Below are 18,385 nucleotides of genomic sequence, written 5' to 3' on the forward strand. Positions count from 1 at the left end.
GCACTTTTTATCGAGTGAGGAGAACCTACATCAAATGAGTGGAATGATACAATACCTGCGCGAACTTCATTTCGCCTCGGTCGTAGTGCGGCTCGCCCTTGCGATGCTGCTCGGCGGCTGCATCGGTCTGGAGCGCGGACGCAAGCGCCGTCCGGCCGGTTTCCGCACCTATATGCTCGTCTGTCTTGGCGCGGCGCTGACCGTGCTGCTCAGCCTGTACGAATTTACCATGGTGACAGGGCCGTGGTCGGATATTTGCGCAGAGATCGGCATAAAAACCGACGTTTCGCGTTTCGGCGCACAGGTCATCAACGGCATCGGCTTTCTGGGCGCAGGAACCATTCTCGTTACCGGCCGCCAGCAGGTCAAGGGCCTGACCACTGCCGCTGGTCTGTGGGCGTCGGCCTGCACCGGCCTTGCGGTCGGCGCAGGATTTTACGAGTGCGTGCTCATCGCATTCGCGATGATATTTCTCAGCATCCGCCTGTTCCCAATTGTGGATGCGTACATACAGGAGAACGCGCGTGACATCAATCTGTACATGGAGTTCCATTCGCTCGGGGACATCAGTACCATCATCAATCAGCTGAAAGCGCAGAACGTGCAGATCTACGACATCGATATCGAGCGGAACAAAAGTGGCGAGGCGCTGCACCCAAGTGCGATCTTCTCGATCCGCCTCAATGAAAAAATACCGCACACGCAGCTTCTCTCCGATCTGGCGGAGCTGGACTGCCTTTGCGTGATCGAAGAGCTGTAAGGAGTGGACTGCTATGTTATCTGTTTTTGACGGCCTGCGCGACGTGACGACGCTTTCCGTGTTCGTGCGTCTGGCCTGCGCGCTCATCTGCGGCGGCATTATCGGTATCGAGCGCTCGTACAAGCGCCGCCCGGCCGGCTTCCGCACGCACATCCTCATCTGCATCGGCGCGGCCATCACCACGCTGACGAGTCAGTATCTGTATCTGAATATGCACTATTTTACAGATATGGCGCGCCTCGGTGCACAAGTTGTTGCGGGTATTGGCTTCATCGGTGCGGGCACCATCATCGTTACCAAGCGGCAGCGCGTCAAGGGTCTGACCACGGCGGCTGGTCTCTGGACCTCGGGCATCATCGGCCTCACCTTTGGCGGCGGCTTCTACGAGGGCGGCATTCTCGCGACCGTGTTCATCATGCTCGCCGAGCTTGTGTTCTCGCGGCTGGAGTACCGTGTGTTGGAGCACGTTCCCGAGATCAATGTGTATATGGAATATGAGGATAAAACGTGTCTGGACGATGTGCTGCAGCTGTACCGCAGATGTGATGTCAAAGTGCTGAATATCCAGATCACCCGTGCGGCGGAAAACGGTGAGCACAATGCCTGTGCCATCTTCACACTGCGCCTGCCGCGCAGCTGCACGGTAAACCGTCTGATGACACTGGTCGGCGAGCGTAAAGGCATCATGTCGGTCGAGGAACTGTAAAACGGAAGAACGCAGAAAGAGGCTGACGAATCTGCGCTTTCAATCGAATGGAATTCGCGTCTTATGTCACAATTTTTCGTCTCTTTTGTAAAAACGAAGTGTACATCCCCACTTTTACGAAAATTACACAAAAATGAATTTCTCTATTGAATACGCGTTGCAGTGCGAGAACTTTTTCTGTTTTTCCTTCATTTTTAACTATATATTATAGATATAGAAGCTCCTGAGATATTCTCAGGAGCTTACTTTTTGTCAAAAAGGAGGAAGCAAAGATGTTCAACAATCAAAAATTTCTGACACGTGGCGTGGAGCGCGAAATTCCCGCATGGCTCGTCAACCTCATGTGGCACATAGTCTTGACGATGGAAGTGCCGAGAAAGGATTACCTGCAAGTGTTTATCCTTACCACAACGCCAACCGGTCAGCACATCGTCTACGAGCAGGAACAGCCGCCGTATCGTTACGAGCTTGAAGTGGAATGTCCGGACGCGGTGGACGCGAAGGTGTTCGTGATTGATGACCGGACATATTCCACTATGCTGCTGGCGGATGAATATTAAAACCCTACAAACGAAACGGAGGAACAACCAATGCAAGAGACAAGAATTTGTGCAAACTGCGGTGCAGAACATCCGATTGAAGATATGTTTGAGGTAGAAGGCGACTGGCTCTGCGAGGACTGCGCCGACCGTTTAACCGTCATCTGTGACCACTGCGACGAACAGATTTATGCGGAAAACGCCATCGAAGACGAGCATTATTCGCTGTGCCACGACTGCGACTGCATCATCCGCACCTATAGCGCCTACTACGATGACGACGGTCGCACCTACTGCGAAAGCTGTTAGGACGATCACGAGGGCGCGATTCACGAGTATAACTATATGCCCGACCTCGTTTTCCACGGCAAGGGTCTGCGGCACTTCGGCGTAACACTGGAAATCGACAACGGCGGCACAGACCGTTACAATGCCGAAAAATTGTTGAACATCGCCAATGCAGACGCGGAGAATTTATACATCAAGACGGACGGCAGCTTGGACGATGGTTTGGAACTCGTCACGCACCCAATGACGCTTACATACCGTTTGAACGAAATGCCGTGGGCGGCGGTGCTCCACAAAGCACAGGAAATGGACTACCTCAGCCACGCCGCTGGAACCTGCGGTCTGCATGTGCATATCTCGCGTCTGGCGTTCGGCTGCACCTACGTGCAGCAGGAAGCTGCGATTGCACGGCTTTTGTACTTCGTCGAAAAGTTCTGGGCGGAACTCTTGCGATTCAGCCGCCGTACACAATCCCAGATGAACCGCTGGGCGGCGCGATACGGCATGAAGCTTACGCCGACAGACCAGATGAGCCACGCCAAGAACTCCTGTGCCGGACGCTACACGGCGGTAAACCTGACCAATTCGGATACCGTTGAAATCAGAATGTTTCGCGGTACGCTCAAACTCAATACCCTCAAAGCCACCTTACAGATGGTTAACCATCTGGTTGAGGTGGCTGTTGCTATGTCCGACACCACTGTACAGGAGCTTAGTTGGTTTGATTTTCTGGACACCGTGCATGAACCAGAGCTGATTCAGTACCTCAAAGAGCGCCGTTTGTACGTCAACGAACCCGTAAATGCAAGCGAGGAGGAATAATATGTGCAGTTTATTCGGCTTAATCGACTTTAAAGAGTGCCCGAGCACTCACACGAAAAACAAAATCCTGAATACGCTGGCGCGTGAATGTCAGGTGCGCGGCACGGATGCAACCGGCATCGCCTATAACTTCAAAGACCGTCTGCGGATTTACAAGCGCCCGATTCCCGCTCGAAAGATGAAGATTCACATTCCGAACGGCGTGAATGCGGTTATGGGGCATACCCACATGACAACACAAGGCAATGCGCAGTTTAACCAGAATAATCACCCGTTCCTTGGTCACGTTGACGGCAACAGCTTTGCTCTCGCGCATAACGGCGTGCTCTGGAATGACAAGGAACTGCGCGCAGAAGAAAACCTTCCGCTGACAAGCGTGGAAACGGACAGCTATGTTGCCGTTCAGCTCCTTGAACAGCAGAAAACCCTCGACTTTGACAGCCTGCAATCCATGGCTGAAGCAGTCGAGGATTCATTTGTCTTCACGGTTCTGGACAAGGACAACTCCATCTGGTTCGTAGTTGGCGATAATCCGCTGTGCGTCATGTTCTATGATGGCTACCTTATTTACGCCTCGACACAGCAAATCCTGTGCAAGGCCATCAAAAAGCTGCGGTTAAAAGCGCCAACGGACATTCTGGAGCCAAAGGAGGGTGAAATTCTGAAAATCGACCGCACCGGACGTATGACTACAAGCGCATTTACGCCGAAAACCAGTTATGAGCATTGGTGGCGGCGTTATTCTCCATATTACCGCGACTACTATGAGGACACGCCGGAAAACTATGATGACCTGTTCTCGGTTGCCAAAGCGTTTGGCGTGAGCGCAGATGAAGTGCAGGCATTGCTCGACTACGGCTGCTCCGCAGATGAAATCGAGGAAATGCTCTACGATCCGGCACTCCTGAACGAAATGACCGGTGAAAACTTTTATATGCGTACTGATTAGGAGGTGATTTTATGGACGCAGTAAAAGTCGTTCTCGGCGTGATGACGGTCATCGGCCTGCTGGCTGATCTGCTGTCAGACGATGACTGAACGCAAAAGTACCGGCTCACGCGAACCGGTACTTTTTTGAGTCTTTCATTTGGGTATACCCATCTAAAACAACGAAAAGCTATGTCAATAGGGTCGGTTTTGGACTCTTGAAATATGTCAAAATATGCGGCGACCCTATTGCACTTAACCACGTTTCAACTGCTCAATAAGATTATCAAACAGAGATACAAACTCGCTCTCAATCTGCGAGTAAATTTCCTGCGCGGTTGCATCGTCATAAATGTGCGAGGTCTGGTTGCGAGCATTCAGCAGTGCAATCCACGCCTGTTCATCATCAATCAGGCCATACGAGAACGCCTTACGCATCGTTGCTTTCGGACTGTTCAGTTCAGTAAATCCTTGGTCAAGTAAGAACTCACGAGTGGTTTCCCACGCCAGCTCGCAGGTGAACTCAAAGCGCTGGATTACACCGTCGCGAATGATTTTGGCAGGATTCTCTTGATACGCCTGCACGCCTTCGCGCAAGCGTTCTACAGCATTGGTGAGATTTTCGAATTTCGTATTGTAACGGTCCAGCAAGCAAATCCCGTCCTTCTCTATATTTTGAAGCAATGCGGCATCGGTGTGTTCGCTGACAAACACCAGATCAACCGAATACAGCGAGTCCAGATCATTTTCCACTGCATCGCTGAATAGTGTACGCTGTTGCGGCGTGCAGCCCCATACCGCGAAATCATAATCACTGCGGGCGTGATGATCGCCGCGGGCACGCGAACCAAATAATACTAGTTTCGGCACTCCATAACGGTGCGCTAATTGTTTTACCTGTTCGATTGTCTTATCCATCAGCGTCACCGTCCTTATATTTCTCATTATACCATACTTAAAGGAGAGATACACCATGAAAATCGGCTATATCCGCGTCAGCACCGAGGAGCAAAATACCGCTCGGCAGGAAGTCCTGCTGCGTGAGCTTGGTGTTGACGAGGTTTTCATCGACAAGGCCAGCGGCAAGAATGCCGATCGGCCAGAACTCACCCATATGATGGAGTACGTCCGCCGCGGCGATACCGTGATTGTCGAGTCGATCAGTCGTTTTGCCCGTAACACACGAGACCTGCTCGATCTCGTGGAACGGCTGACCGAAAAGCATGTAGAGTTTGTCAGCCGCAAAGAGGCTATCGACACCACCACACCTACCGGCAAATTCATGCTGACTGTGTTCGCCGCGGTCGCAGAACTCGAACGTGAGTATATCTTGCAGCGTCAGCGTGAGGGAATTGCTATCGCGAAAGAACAGGGCAAGTACACCGGCCGCAAGCCAATGCCCCTGCCGGACAACTTTGAGCGAGTGGTTGCTCGCTGGCGTGCCGGGGAAATCACCGCCGCAGAAGCCATGCGGCAAACCGGATTGAAGACGAATACGTTTTACCGGCGGTGTGCGAAATCGAAACAAACCGCAAACAACTAAGATTCCATTGTATACTTTAGTTACCGCTATACCTTAAATATTAACCGCCGAACCTCTCGTTTATGGGAAGTCCGGCGATTTTTTGTTTTATCCGTTTCGATGTTTTAAGCGAAAGTATGCGACCAAGTCTTCTCATGCCAGAATCGCTCTTCTCTGTTGCTCCACAATTTCAGACAGCCGGTTCAGCCGTTCCTCCGGCAGTTCGATAGTCGAATGCGGCCTGAATCGAAAGCCGTCCAGATTTTTCAGCTCCTGCCGGATTTCACCGGTCAGCATGCCGCGTGCCGTCTTGATAAAATCCACGCCGATACGCGGACGGCACTTGCCGATGTACCAGTCCGGATTGGCCAGCTGATCTTCGTCCAGATCGAACAGTAGACTGCGGTTATGGTCAAAGACCGGCGCAGGCTTTTGAATTTCCATCGTCTGATTGTCGAACAGGAAGCCGAAATTGCCGAGATGGCGGTCTGTGTTGAGAATGAGCGCGTCAAGTACGAACATACGGCGGAGTGCGTCCTCCGCGCCAAACCCGGCATACAGCCGCAGCAGCTCGGAAACCGTTGTCGGCCGGTCGGGAAAGTCGCTGATTTTGATGAGCCCGGCCTGCTCATCGGTAAACAGACGGCACTTGGATATCAGTCGATGATGGTAGAAATCCAGGTCGTAATCCACAGCCTGTGGACAAATCTGTGCCGCAATCTGGCACGCAAGGAATTCGGACAGCGGCTCGATTTCATAGGTGTCGCTGCCGCCCTTGTAGAGATAAATTCCGTCCGGTTCGCGCACCCAGCATTTTGCGTAATAGCCGTCCGTACCGAACTCCGGCGAGGTGGAGGACAGGGACTCTACGCTGATCACGCCGCTGAAAGCCGCCTGCGCGATGAGGGCATCAAACTCGTTTCGATATAGGGAAACCTTGTCCCAGCCGAGCGTTTCCGACTCTTCTTTCACCCAAAACGTATCGTTGAGCGACAGCGCATGCGTCACACGAAGAAAGCCTTCCAGACCGATGCAGCCGTACTGCTCCAGAAGCTGCTCGATATGCTTGCGGTGCTTGGGTGCTTTACGCTTCTCAAGCCACGCCGTCAGCGATTGCAGACCGAGCGGGCGCAATTCGGTGTACCACTCCTGCAGAACCGCGCTTTCCTCTCCAAATTCGTCCTGTATACAGGAGAACAATGCCCACGGCTCGTCTTTATTCATTAAGATGTATCGCATAAGGCGCCCTCCTTTCGCACTTTGGTGAGGTAATTATAGCATATTGAACACAGAATGGCAAAAGTAGCATAGCATCCGCCAGAACTACAATGTAATTGATAAATTGTGCCATTCCGCAAAAAACCTGTTTTCCTCATCAAGAACGAGGATGGCGATCTTGGTGTCATGGATTCATTCTCCGTGCGTAGCCGCTGAACTTCTGCGTCCTCTGCGCTCTATGGCAAATGCCTCCGGCCCTTTACTTCAAATCGTCTCGCTGTTTCGCAATAACTCAACTTTTCTTTCATCATGTTTTGCACGACCAGTTTCTTAAGGCAATACCGCATAATTGAACAAGAGCGATTTGCGAATAAATTTTGCGTACTGATGAGGCGCGGTTTCTTGCAATACTTGCCGTATTGCAAGAAATCGCAACAAAATCAGAATACAAAATTTCCGCAAAGCGCCGCTGCTTTAATTGTGCGGTGTTGCCTTAAATTCTGGCGTGTCCCGTTTGTTCATTTTTCCTCTTGGCATAATAAATCACTCCATCTGTTAGATAGTATATCATACTGTCTAACAAATGGGGGTGCAGTTCAACATATGTCCCCCTTCTTTCTCATTCCTCTGCTGCAGTAAATCTGATTCATCGTTGGGTTTTCGATCAAGATCAGCAGGCAGATAATCTATAGCACTCCGAGGCGTAAAAGAACGCAGTATATCGTTTTTTAGGCATGGACGCATTTCCTTAACAGTTTCCCATTGGATATCATCGAACATTTCTTCTCTATCTTCGTCTTCATCTTTTCGGCAATTATTTGTAAACTTATGAACCAGCTTTTTGTAATGTTCAGGCAGCACCCGTTCCTTCCCATACAGCGGGTAATACGGTGCTGAATGAAAGAGTAACAATCTTTTCGAGTGGGAAATACAGTTCTTTATACAGAACCAGATGTTTTACCAGTACATCCTCTACTCTCTCCAGCAAGTGCTCTGACGCTTCACTTATGACAAAAGTTTCATACACATTATCTATTAAAGAGCAGGAGGTATTGTACTTCAGCAGTTCCGCTTTATCGTGCTTATTCCCGTCTCCCTTAACTTTATATATGGCATTTAATACGAACAGCAATGGCAGTACAGGGTAAATATATGGTATCGAAAAAACTGCGTTATACCTTGTCTTACTGCAAACTGTTATCTTCTTTACAGGCACACCTTTATACAGTAGTTCGTTATCAAATCGCCGATAGCAATTATTGATATCCTCCGTAATTTTCTTTATTAGGTTTTTTCCATTATCCTCATAGTCATGCTATTTATCGCTCGTCTCTGAACGGCTCAGCAGATGCACCATATTACTGATCGCCTGAAACAAGTAATCATTTTCATCACGAATTTTAAACAGCAGTTTGTAAGACTTCATGTCAGCTTCATCATCATAGCTACGCATGTTAATTTTTGTAATATCTTCTTCAGTCCCAAAAACAAGTCTGGTATAGAGAAACTGAAGCTCATCCGAGCTCAAGTCTTCTCTTTTCCGGGCTCAGTCAGAAAATCTGTAAGAATACGAAAATTCCTATCTTTGTACCCAGGAGTATTGCTGTTTTCAACGAATTTCGCAAATTCAGTCATCTGCTGTTCAATCTTATGCCGAAGTTTTTTCTTTGACAAATTAGCATTTTCAAAATCAAATGCGCTATTACAGAACTTCTCAAACACTATAACCACTGGGCCACTCCACCGCACGACGACAAGAAGGCCGCACGCCGCCGCACTATTGGCAGCGTCAACCTGTTCCTCGTCTCTCCCCTGCGTCCGAAGTTGACCAACTTTCCGATGCTGGACATCCCGGCGAGTGCCAGCGCGGTCTCTACCAAGAAGGGTAAAACCGGCAAGACCGATCATCGCGACTGCACCGCCGGAATTGCCTTGACAGCCGAGTTCGTGTTGGACGGCGTTTCCGAACTCACGCGAAGCATTTTCGTGTACCTCGGTAAGCCGCTCAATCTGACCGAGGACGTCTGCCCGGCTCTGATTGGAGCAGCCCTCGAGGAGTTCGCTAACTGGTTCGCGGACAACTACGAACATGCAATTGCGCTGCTGCATCAGATTGCCGACAAGCCGGACATCCTGTCCCATCTGCGGGTCGAGGGCTCGGATGCGTTCGCTGATCTACTCACGCGCGAACGCCGTATCCAGGCCAATCTCGCTCTGCTTCGGTGGTCTTTCTTATGCATGGTCGAGATGATCAAAGAGCGCATGGAGTTACCTTCCAGCAACGAGCATGCGCTCTACGAAAAGTTTTGGGAGGCCATTCACTGCTCTGTCCGCAAGCAGGTGGAGGAATTCGCCTATTTTTAGCATAGCACCTGCGGCATCGAGCCGCAATACAGGCGCGGTTCCGCAGGTGTCTGATACGGCGAAATCCGGTTATCCCGAACTGTCGTATATATAGTATAACAATGGAAAGAATATACAATGCACCCACCATCTACACAAACCAAAGGAGGTCAACCCTTATGTTCAAGCCCACACCCACCTGTCCCCTGCCCGACATCCGCGAGGCACGCATCGACCCGACCCTGCCGGTGAACGAGCGCCTGCGCCTGTTCGCCTCGTCTGTCAGCGACCCACACCGCTTCCGCGTAGGCGACACTGCGGTTGAGGTGCTGTTTGATGACGGCGCACCCAGTCTGCAATCCTGCCTGACCAACCTGTGCAAGCGGCTCCAGTGATGGTAAAAGCCGGATAACCGAAGCGAAGCCTTGCGGCACGCCGTGTGCTGTGATACACTATACGTGCAAAACACAGCCTGCGGCGTGCCGTCCGTTTTTTAGGAGGCACTCAATGGCACGAAAAAGTAAATACGAACCCCAAAAGTTATCCACAGTCCTGTGGAAACCCGCGCTCTATATCCGTCTTTCCCGCGAGGACGGCGACAGCGAGGAGAGCAACAGCATTATCAGTCAGCGCGAGCTGCTGACCGAGTTTGCAGATACGCAAACCGACATGACCGCGTCCCGGCTGTACGTTGATGACGGCTATACCGGCACCGACTTCGACCGGCCGGATTTCCGACGCATGATGCACGACCTGCGCGCCGGCATCGTCAACTGCGTGATCGTCAAGGATCTGTCCCGACTGGGACGCAACTACGTCAAGGTCGGCGAGTACCTTGAGCACACGTTTCCGCTGCTGAACGTGCGGTTCATCGCGCTGAGCGAGCGCATCGACAGCGTTGCCGACCCGCGCTCGGCGGACAGCCTGATCGTGCCGTTCCGCAACATCCTCAATGACGAGTACGCGCACGATATCTCCAATAAAGTCCGCGCTTCGCTCGATCTCAAGCGCCGGCAGGGCAAATTTATCGGCTCATTTGCGTCCTACGGCTACCGCAAAGACCCGAACGACCACAGCCGGCTGCTGATTGACGAGCCGGCTGCCGCCGTTGTCCGCGATATTTTCAACTGGTTTCTTGCCGGAACAAACGTACTCGGTATTGCCAAAAAGCTGAATGCTAAGGGCATTCCGAATCCATCTGCCTACAAACGGCAGCAGGGCATGAACTACCGCCATCCGGCCTCGGACAAGCTGGACGATCTGTGGCCGGACAGTTCGGTTCGCCGTATCCTGCGCAATCCTCTCTATACCGGCACTATGGTGCAGGGCAAAAACCGCATGAAAAGCTACAAGCTGCATGTCAGCGAGGCCGTGCCCGAGGAGGACTGGATCACTGTCGAGCAGACACACGAGGCTATCATCTCAAGCGAGCTGTTCGCCAAAGCGCAATCCCTGTTCGCCCGTGATACGCGCACCTCACCAGCACAGCCCAAAGTCTACCTGTTCTCCGGTTTTCTTCGCTGCGCAGACTGCGGCAAGGCAATGAATCGAAAGCTGATTTCCCAACCGCATCGCGACTATTGCTACTATATCTGCTCGACGTTCAAAAAGCAGCACAGCGGCGCCTGCACGAAGCATACCATCCGCAGCGACCGGCTGGAGCAGGCTGTATTGGAAACGCTCCGTCACCAGATTGCTCTGGCGGTCGAGATGGATGAGCTGATTGCCGAGATCAACCGCAGCGGCACGCGAAACCGTTCCGTTAAGCCTCTGCTTGACGAGCGGGCACAGTTTGAAACCGAGCGCGAACGCATCGAGCAGATGAAGCTGTCCCTGTATCCGGACTGGAAAGCCGGAGATATTTCGCGTGAGGAATACCATCGGCTGAAAGAGCAGTTTGAGCAGCAGCAGGCCAAACTGGACACACGTCTTGCGTCCCTGCAAGCGCGCATTGACGAGGTGCAGAGCGGCGTGGACGAAACCAATTCGTTTGTATCACAATTCGTAAAATATCGCAATCTGCCCAGTCTGACGCGTGAAGTCGTAGTCGAACTGATTGACATGATTTATGTGCATGAGGGCGGAAAAATCACGATAAAGTTTAAGTTTTCGGACGCCTATGCAGTCGCGCAGGAGTATATCCGCAAGCATGGTCAGACCGCATAAGGCACATAGTCCTAAAATAACATCTTCCCCCGCTGCTGCCGACACCCTTTCCGCACTGCTGGAGGATTTGGGTGCCGAGCCGCGGGACTTTGACTGCATCGTTACCGGCGACCTCGGTCACATCGGTGCGGACCTGCTGCTGACGCTGCTGCGCGGCGACAGCATCGACCTGTCCCCTGTCTACTCGGACTGCGGCAGCCTGATTTTTGGTGACGAGCAGGACGCGCATGCAGGCGGCTCGGGCTGCGGCTGCTCAGCGGCAGTTCTCTGCGGACCGCTGCTGCGCGATATGCATCGCGGCAAAATCCACCGGCTGGTGTTTGCGGGCACGGGTGCGATGATGAGTCCGACCTCGGTGCAGCAGGGACAGCCGATTGCAGGTATCTGCCACGCCGTTGTACTGGAAAGGAGCGAAGCATGAACTACCTGAACGCTTTCTGGGTCGGCGGACTGATCTGTGCGCTGTGTCAGGTGCTGATTGACAAAACCAAGCTGACACCGGCGCGTATTCTCGTTTCGCTGGTGGTGCTCGGTGTTATCCTGCAGGGGCTCGGCTGGTATCAGGCAGTTGTGGACTACGCAGGTGCAGGCGCGACTGTGCCGCTGCTCGGCTTCGGATACTCGCTGGCAAAAGGCGTTGCCAAAGCAGTTGCGGAAAGCGGCCTGCTCGGCGTGTTCACCGGCGGCGTGACCGGTGCGGCAGGCGGCATTGCCGCCGCGATCGTGTTCGGCTGTCTGTTCGCGCTGCTGTCCAGACCGCAATCAAAGTCGTAAAAATAACACTCCCGCTCGGAATCCACCTTCCAAGCGGGAGTGTCTTTGCAGCCAATTCTTTCTTTATCCGATTACGCAGATCACGGTCATTATCATGGCGCATACCACCGCAGCCGCGCTGACAGTGCGTACCTTGCTTACCGCGCCATCGGCCTGCTGCCGGTCTTCACCCAACAGCCATGCCGGTCGGAAATAGAACAAGATACCGAGAACGAACAATACGCCTATGCTGACCCAGTCATAGATTTGCATTTTCAATGCCCCATTTCTTCATTTCCGTAACCCAATACTCTCTCTTCATTTCTCTCTCCTGCTTCCGTCTGCCGAAAGCTGCGGCACTAACCGACCGGCTGCAATCCGTCGGTATCTGCCGCTCGCGCACCTGCGTCTGTATACGCGGTGCAAACCTGCTCATCGCCTGTCTCTGCAGGTGATTCTTTTTTATCAGGTTGATATTATTTTATCACATCCCGCTGTAAATCTCAATGTTTCTGCGGCTTTACAAAACACTTTCTCCAATTTAACCAATTTCTTTTTTATGTTTTTGGCAAGAACCCTTTATTTTTGTGCACTTTATCTGTATCTATCTCCTTGCTTTATTGCATATTTTCGAGTATACTAAGAAAGACGAACTTTATCCCGCAATTGGGAAGGAGGAACTTTTTTAAATGCTGTACTCCAAAAACAAAAAACGCGGCTTCACGCTCGTGGAGCTGATCGTTGTGCTGGTCATTCTGGCGATCCTCGCGGCGCTGCTCATTCCGGCACTGACAGGATATATTGATAAGGCGAAAAAAGATCAGGTCATCGCGGAGACGCGCATGCTACATGAGGCCGTGCAGACGGAGATGTCCGAACTATATGGTTCTTCAAATTGGAAACTTAATTCCTACACCACACTTGCAAACAGTACAGGTACAGTAATTGGTAACAATTCTAATGGTAATCCTAATAGTTATGATTTGAAAGCCAACTACGATAAAATTGCAAAACTTTCCGAAGTACCTTGTCTGCAGAAAGGCGGTTCTGGACAATTTCTCGTTCTTATCAATAGTAAGGCACAAATCCACGCGATTATTTATCACTCCGACCGTGGCTATCTCGGTCTTTACTTTAGTGATACCAACCAATATAGTGCCTATAAAATTGGCGAAACTGCTGAAGGCGGTAAAATAAGTGATAACATGTTCCGTTCTTATTATAGTTCGGTTTATTATAATGCCGCCGTTGATGCCGTGCCCGACTCCAACGGCAATTACAACGACAAGAACTATTATTGGTGGTCTTGCACCGGCATCCGCGGTATGCTGAACATCAGCGAACTTGTTTTCCCATCATAACAAAATCCCCGCCACTCGGCGGGGATTTCTTTTACCATATGATATTATGCCTCAAACCCATCCGGGAACACAACGGTCAGCACCCACTTGAACGCCTCTTCGCCGTAAACGGCGTGCGGCACCTTGGCGGGCATGACCAGCGTTTCACCTGCCTTGACAATATGCGGCACACCGCCGACCGTAAAGCGTCCGGTGCCCTCGAGCACGGTCACCATTGCGTCGCCGGTGGAGTCGTGCGTGCCGATCTCCTCGCCCTTGTCAAACGCGAACAGCGTAATGCTGACCGCCTTGTTCTGCGCCAGTGTCTTGCTGACCACCTGTCCCGACTGAACGGAAACCAGCTCAGCGAGCCTTACAACGCTCTCATGGTCGATATTGCGGATGAACTTGTCCATAGCTTCTCCTCTTTCCTGTCGTTTGCTTTATGCGGACAGTATACCACGCCAAGCCGCCGATTTCTGTTGTCCGCACAACATTTACAGAAAAATCGAATTTTCCTTGCGCGCTTCAGTCTGGAATTGCTCGAGCATAGCGGTGTGCGACAGAAAATCCGGATCATCAAATTTCTTTGCACCGCTCGGGCAGTAAGTCGTGCAGGCACAGCATTTAATACAGGTGCCCGGAATATTAGACGGGTCGTTCGGGTCAATCGCACCCATCGGGCAGATTTCCGCGCACAGACCGCAGTGCTCACACAACATCATCATCGTGCTCGGCTTGGCCTTCAGGAACTTTGCGGGCGTTTTGTCGGTCTTAAGCGGCGTGTAGTAGGCTGCCTGCGCGTCACCCGGCACCTTCGGCGGCTTGATCTCTCCCTCGCTTCTCAGCTTGAGCGCCGCACCCTGAGCCAGCATACGCAGCTCACTGAGGTCAGCCGCGTCCGGACGGCCTGCCGCCAGCTTGTCCGAGAATACATGCCGGCACAGAAAAGCGCCGCCTGCCGCCGGTTTGAAGTTGTTTTTGATCAGCAGATCGCACATTTCGGCAAGCGCGTTGTCATACGCTCTGCCGCCGTAGGTGACGAGCGCCACCGCCGGTGTACCCTCACCGTGCAGGCAGCGAGCAAAGTCCGGCGAAATCTTGTTCGGCAGCCGACCGGCATACACCGGACAGCCGAATACGACCAGCTCATCCGGGGCAAACTGATACTCCTGCGCACGGTCAGACGGCGTGTTGAGTGATATGTACCGGCACTCTGCCTTAAACAGACGCGCCAGTTCATCCGCCGTTGTTTCAACAACGGTCTTTGTGCTTCCTGCCGGACTGAAATACACACCCGTAACTTTTTTGATATCCATATCCTTTTCGTCCTCCGCTTTACGCTTATTCTACAATTTCAATACGGAATACGTTGATCGTGTCCACATCGGGGCAGCAAAACACCGCCACGCCGTCCTCCTGCCCGGGAAGATGGCCGCCGTAACGCAGAATGTCGATGTATGGGAACGCAACGTGCATCGCCATCGGGCAAAGCTGCCCGCGCTCGGTGTCGAAGTCGAAGCTGTCGCCGATTTTGTGCCCGCGGTGACAGCCGTGCTTGCCTTTTCGATCGATCAGCGTAATTTTGATCTTGGGTCTGCTCATTTGCGCCACGGCTCCTCACCCTGATGCAGAATTTCCATCTGGCACAGACGCATCGCGTTCAGCGCGGTATCGTGCGACTCCGGCGTGACGCACGCGCACAGTGCCGCGTCGATTACGATGTTTGCCTCCGGGAATGCTGCCTTGCACAGCATGGCGTTGGAAATCACGCAAATGCCAGTGCATACGCCGACAAATTCGATCTCCTCCGGCGGCTCGTGCAGAGCGCGTAGCGCGTCCACAAGTGCCACCGCGCCGAAGGTCGGCTTGCGGATAATGCGGGACGCCGGAATGCCATCACAGCGGCAGCAATGGCATCGTCCAGCGCATGACCTTCCGTTCCTTCGATGCAGTGCGGCACCGGCAGATGACGCCCTTCGTTTGTCTCCATGTAGTTCGGCTGGTGGGTATCCAGCGTGACGAACAGATTCTCACGCGGTGCATTTTTTGCCTTCTCTGCAACATAGGGCACGATGGCGCGCGCTTCAGCCGTACCGAGAGGGCCGCTGATAAAATCCTTCTGCATATCCACTACGATAAGAATTTTCATAAATTATGGTTCTCCTTTGTGTAGTGGTTATAGTATAGCATTGTTTGATGGGGTTTTCCATGCATTTTCGTTTTTTAGCGAGTACTAACCGATGGATTGCCGCTTGCGAAGCGAGGTGAACTGCGCTGACGCCGCGCGGGCGCACAAGAGGGTAGACAACCTGCGGTTTTCCACCCTCTTATGAATCTCCCCTTTTCCCTTGGATAGTCTGGCGCAGACCGTAGAACGGTGACCGCTGCGAAAATGGAAAACGGCAGTCGGGTTGCCGTTGCGTGTCTTTCCCCGCCTTTTCGCAGTTCACAGATAAATTACTGCTACGCATGCGGGTTCATCTACGCAGAGCGCGGCACAAGGTGAATTGCCCGAAGGGCAAGAGAAGGTCCCCTGGGGGATAGCAGTGCCGCACAACTCTTTGGTACGTTATAACGCACGGCACCTGCTAATTTAGGTGTTCGGTGCCATTTATTTTCGCAGGTGCTGTCTATAATAACGTGCTCACGAATTGCGCAACACGGTCATGTTGCGCCTGCGAAGACTTTCCGGTCTGTGTAGCAGTAATGTATCTAACACTCCGAACAGGTTGCGAAAGACACTGTAGTAAAAATCCTCTGCCGTTCCCCTTTTCTACGCTTACGCAGTCTACCATCTGCACCCAGCTACGCCGCAAGGGAAACGGGTGTTCAAAGAGGGTAGAAACCGTAGGTGTCTACCCTTTTTGTTCCCGCGCCGGACGGCGCACGTTCCCCGCACGCTGCAGCGTGCGAAATCTCTCGCCCAGAAATGGCGAATCTCTTCACCCGATGAAATCCTCCACCCGGTCTGCCGCCCTGTGCATCGCATGTTCCGCCTTATGCGCCGCGTGCTTGGCATTCCGCCGCATCGACGGATTGAGCATCGCGCCGGCCGCTACCATCGAAACCACCGCGCCTGCCATCGCTCCGGTCGCAATGCCGGAAACAAAAGGTGAAATTCGCATAAAAGATCTACCGCCTTTCATAAAGTTTATAGAATCAGTATGCCCGCTCGTCCCTCAAATTTTGCACAGCAAAAAATGCTTGTTTGGCACAATCGACTATTTACAATCGCATGTTCATATTATATAATATATCTAACAATCCGCCTTTAAGGTGCGGCCCGTGAGCCGCGCAAGGCAGAAAACAGTGCATACGCCGTCAGCCGTAGGACAAGGGGGACAGGTGTAGTATTTCGTGCGGCTTTCTGCTAATTGTTGTGGCGGAGAGTCATTTTTTTGCATTTTTGAAGGGAGGCGGCAGATTGACCGAACCGAAGATCATACTCGATCAGGATGGTATTCGCCGTGCACTGACCCGCATCGCGTTTGAAATCGTGGAAAAAAACAAGGGCGCGGAGCACCTGCTGCTCGCCGGTGTGAAAACACGCGGTATCTATCTGGCACAGCGCATTGCTGCCAAGCTGGGCGAGGTTGAAGGCACGGCACCTCCTGTGCTCGAGCTGGACGTTACGCCGTGGCGCGATGACGTGCCGCGCATGGACGCTCCTCTGCCCGATCTCGATCCGCGCATTGCAGGCGCGACCGTCATCATCGTGGACGATGTGCTGTACACCGGACGCACCGTGCGTGCCGCCATCGAAGCCATCTCTCACCGAGGACGCGCCGAGCGCATACAGCTGGCTGTGCTGGTCGATCGCGGTCACCGCGAACTGCCGCTGCGGCCGGATTATATCGGCAAAAACCTGCCTACCGCGCGTGATGAACGCGTTTTTGTCCGCCTGACCGAAGTGGACGGCGAAGACAGTGTAAACATACAAGCTCGCAATCCGTAAAACAACATCGCACCTGAGAAAGGAAGAACCGAATGTCTATCCAAACCTTAGTAGAAAAGATCAAGGAAAAGGGCAACCCGACCGTAGCCGGCCTGGACGCTCGACTGGAGTACATCCCGCAGCATATTTCGGGACGCAACATGATGCTGCACGGCGAAACGCTGCGTGCTGCCGCTGAGAGCGTCGTAGCCTTCAACTGCGGCCTGATCGACGCACTGTGCGACATTGTTCCGGCCGTAAAGCCGCAGGCTGCGTATTACGAGCTGCTCGGCTCCTACGGTGCGATGGCACTCAAGGAGACCATCGACTACGCACACGCCAAGGGCATGTACGTTATCGGCGATATCAAGCGCAACGACATCGGCGCTACCGCAACCGCTTACGCAGAGGCTTACCTCGGCAAGACCCGCGTCGGCGATACCGAGATCGCACCGTACGGCTGCGATTCGGTTACCGTAAACGGCTATCTCGGCACCGACGGCGTAGAGCCGTTCCTCAAGGAGTGCCGCAGCCGCGAGAAGAGCCTGTTTATGCTGGTCAAGACCTCCAACCCGTCCTCCGGCGAACTGCAGAACCGCGACATGGAGGGCAAGCCGCTCTACGCCCGCATGGCCGAGATGGTAGCAAAGTGGGGCGAGGGTCTGGATACGCCGTGCGGCTACAACCAGATCGGTGCCGTAGTCGGCGCAACCTACCCGGAGGAACAGAAGATCATCCGTGAGCTGCTGCCGAAGTCCTACTTCCTCGTACCGGGCTACGGCGCGCAGGGCGCAACCGCAAAGGACATTGCAAATGCATTCAACGACGACGGTCTCGGTGCTATCGTAAACTCCTCCCGCGGCATCATGTGCGCATGGAAGAAGACCGGGGGTAACGGCGAGGATTACAAGGAAGCTGCCCGCGCAGAAGCCATCCGTATGCGCGACGACATCGTAGCGGCGATTAAATAATATAAACCGCGCCATCGGCGCGCATTAAAATAGAATTTGCCTTGCAAATTCATAAAAACCTGGAGCACGTATCAAGGTTTTTATACAAGTACG

General features: G+C 52.7%; 25 protein-coding genes. 15 read left to right on the forward strand and 10 right to left on the reverse strand.

What is annotated here, in order from left to right; genetic code table 11:
• Window positions 1-34: 34 nt before the first annotated feature.
• The 6 genes from DXB00_RS09795 (at window position 35) to DXB00_RS09815 (ending at window position 4,064) form a co-directional block, all read left to right on the forward strand.
• A complete protein-coding gene (locus DXB00_RS09795; RefSeq protein WP_118361192.1) occupies window positions 35-760 on the forward strand; it encodes an MgtC/SapB family protein in 726 nt (241 codons plus the stop codon).
• 13 nt (window positions 761-773) lie between these two features.
• The gene (locus DXB00_RS09800; protein WP_118730036.1) at window positions 774-1,466 is read left to right on the forward strand and encodes an MgtC/SapB family protein; all 693 of its coding nucleotides are present in this window, start codon (window positions 774-776) and stop codon (window positions 1,464-1,466) included.
• A gap of 272 nt (window positions 1,467-1,738) precedes the next feature.
• Window positions 1,739-2,026 (forward strand): DUF960 family protein, encoded by a 288-nt coding sequence (locus DXB00_RS09805; RefSeq protein ID WP_118730035.1) that lies wholly within the window; start codon window positions 1,739-1,741, stop codon window positions 2,024-2,026.
• Between the two features lie 30 nt (window positions 2,027-2,056).
• Window positions 2,057-2,314 (forward strand): hypothetical protein, encoded by a 258-nt coding sequence (locus DXB00_RS17260; protein WP_243022725.1) that lies wholly within the window; start codon window positions 2,057-2,059, stop codon window positions 2,312-2,314.
• A gap of 36 nt (window positions 2,315-2,350) precedes the next feature.
• Window positions 2,351-3,115, forward strand: a complete 765-nt coding sequence (locus tag DXB00_RS09810; protein ID WP_243022723.1) for a hypothetical protein — start codon at window positions 2,351-2,353, stop codon at window positions 3,113-3,115.
• Window position 3,116: 1 nt separating this feature from the next.
• Window positions 3,117-4,064, forward strand: coding sequence for a class II glutamine amidotransferase (locus tag DXB00_RS09815; RefSeq protein WP_118730034.1), 948 nt, complete (start codon window positions 3,117-3,119; stop codon window positions 4,062-4,064).
• Window positions 4,065-4,297: 233 nt separating this feature from the next.
• On the opposite strand, the gene DXB00_RS09820 is transcribed toward DXB00_RS09815, so the two are convergent.
• Window positions 4,298-4,960: an HI0074 family nucleotidyltransferase substrate-binding subunit gene (locus DXB00_RS09820; protein WP_158578362.1), complete on the reverse strand. Its 663-nt coding sequence runs from the start codon at window positions 4,958-4,960 to the stop codon at window positions 4,298-4,300.
• A gap of 55 nt (window positions 4,961-5,015) precedes the next feature.
• Between DXB00_RS09820 and DXB00_RS09825 the strand changes: the two genes are divergently transcribed.
• Window positions 5,016-5,585, forward strand: a complete 570-nt coding sequence (locus tag DXB00_RS09825) for a recombinase family protein (protein WP_118730032.1) — start codon at window positions 5,016-5,018, stop codon at window positions 5,583-5,585.
• Between the two features lie 132 nt (window positions 5,586-5,717).
• On the opposite strand, the gene DXB00_RS09830 is transcribed toward DXB00_RS09825, so the two are convergent.
• Both DXB00_RS09830 and DXB00_RS09845 read right to left on the reverse strand, forming a co-directional pair.
• Complete coding sequence (locus DXB00_RS09830; protein WP_118730031.1) at window positions 5,718-6,803, reverse strand: HipA protein; 1,086 nt, start codon at window positions 6,801-6,803, stop codon at window positions 5,718-5,720.
• 1,294 nt (window positions 6,804-8,097) lie between these two features.
• Window positions 8,098-8,310 (reverse strand): hypothetical protein, encoded by a 213-nt coding sequence (locus DXB00_RS09845; RefSeq protein WP_118730029.1) that lies wholly within the window; start codon window positions 8,308-8,310, stop codon window positions 8,098-8,100.
• Window positions 8,311-8,621: 311 nt separating this feature from the next.
• Between DXB00_RS09845 and DXB00_RS09855 the strand changes: the two genes are divergently transcribed.
• The 5 genes from DXB00_RS09855 (at window position 8,622) to spoVAE (ending at window position 12,065) form a co-directional block, all read left to right on the forward strand.
• Window positions 8,622-9,146 (forward strand): hypothetical protein, encoded by a 525-nt coding sequence (locus DXB00_RS09855; RefSeq protein WP_118730027.1) that lies wholly within the window; start codon window positions 8,622-8,624, stop codon window positions 9,144-9,146.
• Between the two features lie 158 nt (window positions 9,147-9,304).
• Window positions 9,305-9,520: a DUF6870 family protein gene (locus DXB00_RS09860; protein WP_118480667.1), complete on the forward strand. Its 216-nt coding sequence runs from the start codon at window positions 9,305-9,307 to the stop codon at window positions 9,518-9,520.
• Between the two features lie 112 nt (window positions 9,521-9,632).
• Window positions 9,633-11,291, forward strand: a complete 1,659-nt coding sequence (locus tag DXB00_RS09865; RefSeq protein ID WP_118730026.1) for a recombinase family protein — start codon at window positions 9,633-9,635, stop codon at window positions 11,289-11,291.
• Window positions 11,275-11,712 (forward strand): hypothetical protein, encoded by a 438-nt coding sequence (locus DXB00_RS09870; protein WP_243022721.1) that lies wholly within the window; start codon window positions 11,275-11,277, stop codon window positions 11,710-11,712. Before DXB00_RS09865 ends, DXB00_RS09870 begins: the two co-directional genes overlap by 17 nt.
• Window positions 11,709-12,065 carry a stage V sporulation protein AE gene (spoVAE, locus tag DXB00_RS09875; protein ID WP_110435916.1) on the forward strand — a complete coding sequence of 119 codons (357 nt, stop codon included), beginning with the start codon at window positions 11,709-11,711 and terminating at the stop codon, window positions 12,063-12,065. The genes DXB00_RS09870 and spoVAE overlap by 4 nt, the downstream gene beginning before the upstream one ends.
• Before the next feature lie 63 nt (window positions 12,066-12,128).
• On the opposite strand, the gene DXB00_RS09880 is transcribed toward spoVAE, so the two are convergent.
• Window positions 12,129-12,317, reverse strand: coding sequence for a hypothetical protein (locus DXB00_RS09880; protein ID WP_118361219.1), 189 nt, complete (start codon window positions 12,315-12,317; stop codon window positions 12,129-12,131).
• A 416-nt stretch (window positions 12,318-12,733) separates the two neighbouring features.
• On the opposite strand from DXB00_RS09880, the gene DXB00_RS09885 reads away from it, so the two are divergent.
• Window positions 12,734-13,405: a prepilin-type N-terminal cleavage/methylation domain-containing protein gene (locus DXB00_RS09885; RefSeq protein ID WP_118480661.1), complete on the forward strand. Its 672-nt coding sequence runs from the start codon at window positions 12,734-12,736 to the stop codon at window positions 13,403-13,405.
• Window positions 13,406-13,449: 44 nt separating this feature from the next.
• Here DXB00_RS09885 and DXB00_RS09890 read toward each other — a convergent pair whose 3' ends face one another.
• The 6 genes from DXB00_RS09890 to DXB00_RS09910 form a co-directional block, all read right to left on the reverse strand.
• On the reverse strand, window positions 13,450-13,800 hold the full coding sequence (locus DXB00_RS09890; RefSeq protein ID WP_117489259.1) for a cupin domain-containing protein: 351 nt from the start codon (window positions 13,798-13,800) through the stop codon (window positions 13,450-13,452).
• An 81-nt stretch (window positions 13,801-13,881) separates the two neighbouring features.
• Window positions 13,882-14,703, reverse strand: a complete 822-nt coding sequence (locus DXB00_RS09895; protein ID WP_118730024.1) for a 4Fe-4S binding protein — start codon at window positions 14,701-14,703, stop codon at window positions 13,882-13,884.
• A 25-nt stretch (window positions 14,704-14,728) separates the two neighbouring features.
• Window positions 14,729-14,989, reverse strand: a complete 261-nt coding sequence (locus DXB00_RS09900) for a TIGR04076 family protein (RefSeq protein ID WP_118730023.1) — start codon at window positions 14,987-14,989, stop codon at window positions 14,729-14,731.
• Window positions 14,986-15,237, reverse strand: a complete 252-nt coding sequence (locus DXB00_RS17965) for an isochorismatase family protein (RefSeq protein ID WP_330427926.1) — start codon at window positions 15,235-15,237, stop codon at window positions 14,986-14,988. Before DXB00_RS17965 ends, DXB00_RS09900 begins: the two co-directional genes overlap by 4 nt.
• Window positions 15,153-15,536, reverse strand: coding sequence for a cysteine hydrolase family protein (locus tag DXB00_RS09905; RefSeq protein WP_330427927.1), 384 nt, complete (start codon window positions 15,534-15,536; stop codon window positions 15,153-15,155). The genes DXB00_RS17965 and DXB00_RS09905 overlap by 85 nt, the downstream gene beginning before the upstream one ends.
• 793 nt (window positions 15,537-16,329) lie before the next feature.
• A complete protein-coding gene (locus DXB00_RS09910; protein WP_110435910.1) occupies window positions 16,330-16,512 on the reverse strand; it encodes a hypothetical protein in 183 nt (60 codons plus the stop codon).
• A gap of 299 nt (window positions 16,513-16,811) precedes the next feature.
• On the opposite strand from DXB00_RS09910, the gene pyrR reads away from it, so the two are divergent.
• Window positions 16,812-17,342, forward strand: coding sequence for a bifunctional pyr operon transcriptional regulator/uracil phosphoribosyltransferase PyrR (gene pyrR / locus DXB00_RS09915; RefSeq protein ID WP_118361225.1), 531 nt, complete (start codon window positions 16,812-16,814; stop codon window positions 17,340-17,342).
• 32 nt (window positions 17,343-17,374) lie between these two features.
• Entirely contained in the window at window positions 17,375-18,292 is a 918-nt protein-coding gene (pyrF, locus tag DXB00_RS09920; RefSeq protein WP_119214837.1) for an orotidine-5'-phosphate decarboxylase, read from the forward strand.
• Window positions 18,293-18,385 lie beyond the last annotated feature (93 nt).

The organism is Butyricicoccus sp. OF10-2 (assembly GCF_003481925.1).
Taxonomy (GTDB): Bacteria; Bacillota; Clostridia; order Oscillospirales; family Butyricicoccaceae; genus Agathobaculum; species Agathobaculum butyriciproducens.

Coding starts and splice junctions, on each gene's coding strand:
- DXB00_RS09815 (WP_118730034.1), top strand. CDS start 3,117: ATGTGCAGTTTATTCGGCTTAATCGACTTTAAAGAGTGCCCGAGCACT.
- DXB00_RS09900 (WP_118730023.1), bottom strand. CDS start 14,989: ATGAGCAGACCCAAGATCAAAATTACGCTGATCGATCGAAAAGGCAAG.
- pyrF (WP_119214837.1), top strand. CDS start 17,375: ATGTCTATCCAAACCTTAGTAGAAAAGATCAAGGAAAAGGGCAACCCG.
- DXB00_RS09870 (WP_243022721.1), top strand. CDS start 11,275: ATGGTCAGACCGCATAAGGCACATAGTCCTAAAATAACATCTTCCCCC.
- DXB00_RS09910 (WP_110435910.1), bottom strand. CDS start 16,512: ATGCGAATTTCACCTTTTGTTTCCGGCATTGCGACCGGAGCGATGGCA.
- spoVAE (WP_110435916.1), top strand. CDS start 11,709: ATGAACTACCTGAACGCTTTCTGGGTCGGCGGACTGATCTGTGCGCTG.
- DXB00_RS09805 (WP_118730035.1), top strand. CDS start 1,739: ATGTTCAACAATCAAAAATTTCTGACACGTGGCGTGGAGCGCGAAATT.
- DXB00_RS09895 (WP_118730024.1), bottom strand. CDS start 14,703: ATGGATATCAAAAAAGTTACGGGTGTGTATTTCAGTCCGGCAGGAAGC.
- DXB00_RS17260 (WP_243022725.1), top strand. CDS start 2,057: ATGCAAGAGACAAGAATTTGTGCAAACTGCGGTGCAGAACATCCGATT.
- DXB00_RS09795 (WP_118361192.1), top strand. CDS start 35: ATGAGTGGAATGATACAATACCTGCGCGAACTTCATTTCGCCTCGGTC.
- DXB00_RS09880 (WP_118361219.1), bottom strand. CDS start 12,317: ATGCAAATCTATGACTGGGTCAGCATAGGCGTATTGTTCGTTCTCGGT.
- DXB00_RS09865 (WP_118730026.1), top strand. CDS start 9,633: ATGGCACGAAAAAGTAAATACGAACCCCAAAAGTTATCCACAGTCCTG.
- DXB00_RS09810 (WP_243022723.1), top strand. CDS start 2,351: ATGCCCGACCTCGTTTTCCACGGCAAGGGTCTGCGGCACTTCGGCGTA.
- DXB00_RS09830 (WP_118730031.1), bottom strand. CDS start 6,803: ATGCGATACATCTTAATGAATAAAGACGAGCCGTGGGCATTGTTCTCC.
- DXB00_RS09855 (WP_118730027.1), top strand. CDS start 8,622: ATGCTGGACATCCCGGCGAGTGCCAGCGCGGTCTCTACCAAGAAGGGT.
- DXB00_RS09890 (WP_117489259.1), bottom strand. CDS start 13,800: ATGGACAAGTTCATCCGCAATATCGACCATGAGAGCGTTGTAAGGCTC.
- DXB00_RS09905 (WP_330427927.1), bottom strand. CDS start 15,536: ATGAAAATTCTTATCGTAGTGGATATGCAGAAGGATTTTATCAGCGGC.
- DXB00_RS09825 (WP_118730032.1), top strand. CDS start 5,016: ATGAAAATCGGCTATATCCGCGTCAGCACCGAGGAGCAAAATACCGCT.
- DXB00_RS09820 (WP_158578362.1), bottom strand. CDS start 4,960: ATGGATAAGACAATCGAACAGGTAAAACAATTAGCGCACCGTTATGGA.
- DXB00_RS09885 (WP_118480661.1), top strand. CDS start 12,734: ATGCTGTACTCCAAAAACAAAAAACGCGGCTTCACGCTCGTGGAGCTG.
- DXB00_RS09800 (WP_118730036.1), top strand. CDS start 774: ATGTTATCTGTTTTTGACGGCCTGCGCGACGTGACGACGCTTTCCGTG.
- DXB00_RS09860 (WP_118480667.1), top strand. CDS start 9,305: ATGTTCAAGCCCACACCCACCTGTCCCCTGCCCGACATCCGCGAGGCA.